Consider the following 4,456-nt stretch of genomic DNA (forward strand, 5'->3'; position numbering starts at 1 on the left):
CCCTAGGACGGCTCCGCCCCGACCGGACACCCGGCGTCGTCATCCTCATGCCCCCGACCAGCCCGGTCCCGTCGAAAGCGGCACTGCATTGACCACTCTCACCGCTACCTCCGGTCCAGCCGCGACCGTCGCCGGGGCACCCGAGATCCCGGAACACCCCGCCCGCATCCGCCGCGGCGCGCACCACACAGCACCGGTGGAAACCCACGCAAGGAGGCGACCCATGGGTGTTCTTCACGAGCCCGAGGAGCAGCATTTCAGCCCGGCCCTCATGCGCTCGACGGTCGTGATCACCAGCTGCCTGCTCATGCTCGCGGTGCTGGAGATCTGGGTCTGGCTGACCCTGTCGTCGCCGTTCGCGAAGGTCTCCGTCACCGGCTCGATGATCGTGACCGCGCTCAGCTTCTTCATCACCGGGAACACCTTCCGACTGCGCGACATCCGCCGTCGCGTGGGCAACCAGGCCCGGGCCGGCCGGATCGCCCCGATCGACGCGCTGTCCAGGCTGCCGCCGCGGGAGACCATCCAGCGACGATTCCTGCTGGGGGCCGTCGGTGCGGTCGTCGGGGTCGGCACGCTCGTACTGACCATGGTCTTCTCCGGTGACGAGGCCCAGGGTGCGCGCGAGGCGATGGTCGCCTCGGTGCTCGGCATCGTCTGCGCCATGCTCTGCTTCGTCGGCGGCACCTTCGCCCGTCCGATCGACTGACCCGCCGACCACACCGACCAGCAGCCGACGACGCCGCCGACAGCTCCGTGGAACCTCTCGTCGAATGTCCCGTCGAACCCGTCCGGTCGAACCCGGAAGGACCGAGATCGGAAAGTAGGAACCTCCAAGGTGCTGCGTAGGGGAAACCAGCCAGGGCGTCTGGCCAAGCAGCTCATCCGCCGGGTGGGAGACGCCGACATCGCGCTGGCGGGCGCCGAGACCCGCCCGAAGGTCCTCAAGAGCCTTGAGGACGCGGAGGTCCAGGAGGTCCGCGCTGCGGTCCGGGCCGACGGGCGGACCCTGGAAGAGCTGATCGCCGAACTCCGGATGGAGATCGACTCCCGGGCCGAACGCCGGGAGCGGCGGACCGAGCTGATCAAGAACAAGGTCGAACAGGGCCGGCTGTGGCGCAGCGTCGGGGTGCAGGAACGCATCCCGCAGATGGCGCTGGCGGGCCCGGCCCGGGCCGCGGTGCTGACGGTGCTCGCGGCGCTGGACTTCTACGTCTTCGCCCAGTCCTACGCCGTCCTCGCCGACGTCGGCGGGTACGGGCCCGAATGGTGGCTGGGCGGCCTGCTGGGGGTCGCCGTGTTCATCGCCGGGGTGGCGCTCGCCCACGGCATCAAGGCGCCGATCCTCGCGCGGGCCCAGAAGCAGATGCTCGCCGACGCCGACGCGGGCCGATTCAAGATCGATCCGGAGATCCGCGAGCAGCTGGTGGAGTCGAAATCGTCGCCGCTGGCCCTGACCCTCACCACCGCGATCTTCCTGCTGCTGTCCATCGCCGGGGTGCTGGTACGCACCCAGGGATCGGCCGGCGAGAGCACCGGCAGCGCGGTGATCGTGTTCCAGGCGTTGATCCCGCTGGTCGCCGTCGCGGTCGAACTCTACCTGCACGACCCGACGGAACGGGACGAGCCGATGCCCAACATCGTCGACCGTCGACTCGAACGGCGGCTGGCCAAGGCCGAACGGCGGCTGCGCATCGTCGCGGCCCAGGTCGAGGCGAAGGTCTCCAGGATCGAGAAGCTCTACCGGGTCGAGGAGGCCATCCTTGACGTGGAGCAGAAGGACATGGGCCTGCGACACACCACCGACCTCGTCCTCGGCGGTGGCCACATCCCGACCGTCCCGACGAACGGCCGGGTCGCCGAGGTGGACCGCGACCAGTTGGAGAAGACCCTCAAAATGGCCCGTCGATCCTGATCCGGCCGACGGGCACTGATCCGGCCGACGGGTACCATGTGAGACCGCCATCGAAGAGCACGCCACCCGCGTGCCGGCCCCACGACCGGGGGTGACACTATTCCCATGCTTTCGGATGACGGCCTTTCGGATGACGACGTAGACGAGATCGTCTTCAAGGCCGCGGGAAACGGCGACCATCGCGGCGCGGCGGCCACTCTGGAGGCCTTGGCCGAACGGAGCGAGACGCACGGCGAACGCGTCACCCGGGCGTCCCTGCTGGTCGACGCGGGCAGCCAGTACGGGCTTGCGGACGACTGGGACGAGGCGATCCGCTGCTACCGGGCGGCGGTGGCGGACGGCGGCGGGTGCCTGGTCGATCCCCGCGTCTGGCTGCATGACGGCCTGCTGCGCAACGGGCAGCCGGACGACGCGGCCGCGCTGCGGGCCGAGCTGAAGGCGTCCCGGTCGGTCGATCCGGGCGTCTACGAGGCCGTGGCCGAGAGCCTGGAGTCAATCGGCCTGCTCACCGACGCCCACGCCTGGTTCACCATGGGCTACCACCGCTGCGAACACGCCACGGTCCCCGACTTCATGCTCGATCTCCTGCTGGTCGGCCGGCGGCGGGTGCGCGTCGCCCTCGGTTATCCGACGGACGATCTCGACGAGGTGGCCGAGGACTACATGGAGACGGTCGGCGGCTGATGGCCCCCGGGGTGCCCGGGGAAGTACCCGGTGCCCGGGGAAGAGCGCGGCCGGATGCTTCGTTGCAACCAGCCGTGAGCCCGACCCGACCTGTCCCCTTGTCCGTGTTGGATCTCGTCCCGGTGGGCACCGGCGTCCCCGCCACCGACGCGGTCCGCGGGACGCTCGAACTCGCCCGACATGCCGAAAGGCTCGGATACACCCGATACTGGTTGGCCGAGCATCACGGCATCCCGGGGATCGCAAGCTCGGCGACCTCGATCCTCATCAGCCAGGTTGCCGCGGCCACCACCACCCTCAGGGTGGGGTCCGGTGGGGTGATGCTGCCCAACCATGCGCCACTCGCCATCGCCGAACAGTTCGGCACGTTGGGCACCCTCTTCCCGGGACGGATCGATCTGGGTATCGGCCGTGCTCCCGGCACCGATCCCGCGACCGCCCGGGCTCTGCGCCGCACCAGCGACCTGCCGGCCATCGACGACTTCCCCGCGCAGCTCGCCGAACTGACGACCTTTCTGGCCGGGGGGGATTTCCCCGACTCGCACCCAAGGCACGGCGTCACCGCGTTCCCGCGGGCCGAGATGCCGCCCATCTGGTTGCTGGGATCGAGTGGCTACAGCGCCCAGGTGGCCGGCATGCTCGGCCTGCCGTTCGCGTTCGCGCACCATTTCAGCTCGGTGAACACAGTGCCGGCGCTGGAGCTCTACCGGAAGTCCTTCCGTCCCTCGCCCGGCCGGGAGCGACCGTACGCGCTCGTCGCCGCCGCGGTACTCTGCGCCGCCGACGACGAGCGCGCGGAGTGGCTGGCCGGACCGCAGCGGCTGGCGATGCTGCGGCTGCGTACCGGCCGCCCCGGGGTGTTCCCCTCGCCCGCGGAGGCCGCAGCCTACCCGTGGACCTCGCGGGAGCGGTCGATCGCGGAGGCCGCCACCGCCTCGCACATCGTCGGCTCCCCAGTGACGGTTCGCGCGGGGATCGACGCACTGCTCGACGAGACGGGCGCCGACGAGGTCATGGTCGTCACCAACGTCACCCGGCTGGCGGACCGGATCCGCTCCTACGAGCTGGTAGCCGAACTCGGCGGACTGACGTCGGCGGGTCCGGCGGCCGCGAGCGGCCGGGGCGCAGTACCCATTCGGTGATCCGCGCAACCAGTCCGCGCGGCAGCAGTCGGGAGGCAGCGGAGGCCAGGTAGTTCAGCCGTCCGTCGATGACATACGCCTGGCCGCGGTCGAGGGCACGGAACGCGGTGGCGATCACCTCGTCCGTGGTCCGCAACCGGCCACCGGCGGACATCCGGGTTCCCAGCACCTCGAAGAACTCGGTGTCGGTCGGTCCGGGGCATAACGCGAGGACGCGGACCCCCCGCCGACGGTACTCGGCCCACAGGCCGATCGAGAACGACAGGACGAAGGCCTTCGAGGCCCCGTAGACGGCCATATACGGGACGGCCTGGAAACCCGAGGTGGAGGAGACGTTGATGACCGTGCCGCGGCCCCGGGCCACCATGCCCGGCAGGAACAGGTGCGCGACCCGTTCGACGGCCACCACGTTCAGCATCACCTCACGATGATCCCGGTCGGCGGACAGCTCATGGTAAGGGCCGCGTGTCCCGAACCCGGCGTTGTTGACGAGGATGTCGACCTCCAGGCCCGCTTCGGCGACCGCCTCGGCGAGACGGTCCGGACCACGCTCGTCGGCGAGGTCGACCGCGATGACGTGCGCCTCGGTGCCGTACCGGGCAGCGAGGCGCTCCGCGACCATCCACAGCTTCGGTTCGGACGGCGCCACGAGGACGAGCCGGGCTCCACGGTCCGCGTACGCCTCGGCGAACGCCGCGCCGATGCCCGAGGATGC

Annotated in this window: 5 protein-coding genes; 4 read left to right on the forward strand and 1 reads right to left on the reverse strand. The window is 70.4% G+C overall.

The window, feature by feature from the left end; translation table 11 throughout:
• The first annotated feature begins 223 nt into the window (after positions 1 to 223).
• The 4 genes from ACY45C_RS15490 to ACY45C_RS15505 all read left to right on the forward strand — a co-directional run bounded on the left by ACY45C_RS15490 (position 224) and on the right by ACY45C_RS15505 (position 3,741).
• On the forward strand, positions 224 to 709 hold the full coding sequence (locus ACY45C_RS15490; protein ID WP_011434820.1) for a hypothetical protein: 486 nt from the start codon (positions 224 to 226) through the stop codon (positions 707 to 709).
• A 129-nt stretch (positions 710 to 838) separates the two neighbouring features.
• Complete coding sequence (locus tag ACY45C_RS15495) at positions 839 to 1,915, forward strand: hypothetical protein (protein ID WP_462188304.1); 1,077 nt, start codon at positions 839 to 841, stop codon at positions 1,913 to 1,915.
• A 105-nt stretch (positions 1,916 to 2,020) separates the two neighbouring features.
• Entirely contained in the window at positions 2,021 to 2,599 is a 579-nt protein-coding gene (locus ACY45C_RS15500; RefSeq protein WP_462188305.1) for a hypothetical protein, read from the forward strand.
• 74 nt (positions 2,600 to 2,673) lie between these two features.
• On the forward strand, positions 2,674 to 3,741 hold the full coding sequence (locus tag ACY45C_RS15505; protein ID WP_462188309.1) for an LLM class flavin-dependent oxidoreductase: 1,068 nt from the start codon (positions 2,674 to 2,676) through the stop codon (positions 3,739 to 3,741).
• On the opposite strand, the gene ACY45C_RS15510 is transcribed toward ACY45C_RS15505, so the two are convergent.
• Positions 3,629 to 4,456 (reverse strand): SDR family NAD(P)-dependent oxidoreductase (locus ACY45C_RS15510; RefSeq protein WP_462188306.1); only part of this gene is annotated, 828 nt, incomplete at its 5' end. The genes ACY45C_RS15505 and ACY45C_RS15510 overlap by 113 nt on opposite strands.

Source organism: Frankia sp. CcWB2 (assembly GCF_977927585.1).

Coding starts and splice junctions, on each gene's coding strand:
- ACY45C_RS15490 (WP_011434820.1), top strand. CDS start 224: ATGGGTGTTCTTCACGAGCCCGAGGAGCAGCATTTCAGCCCGGCCCTC.
- ACY45C_RS15500 (WP_462188305.1), top strand. CDS start 2,021: ATGCTTTCGGATGACGGCCTTTCGGATGACGACGTAGACGAGATCGTC.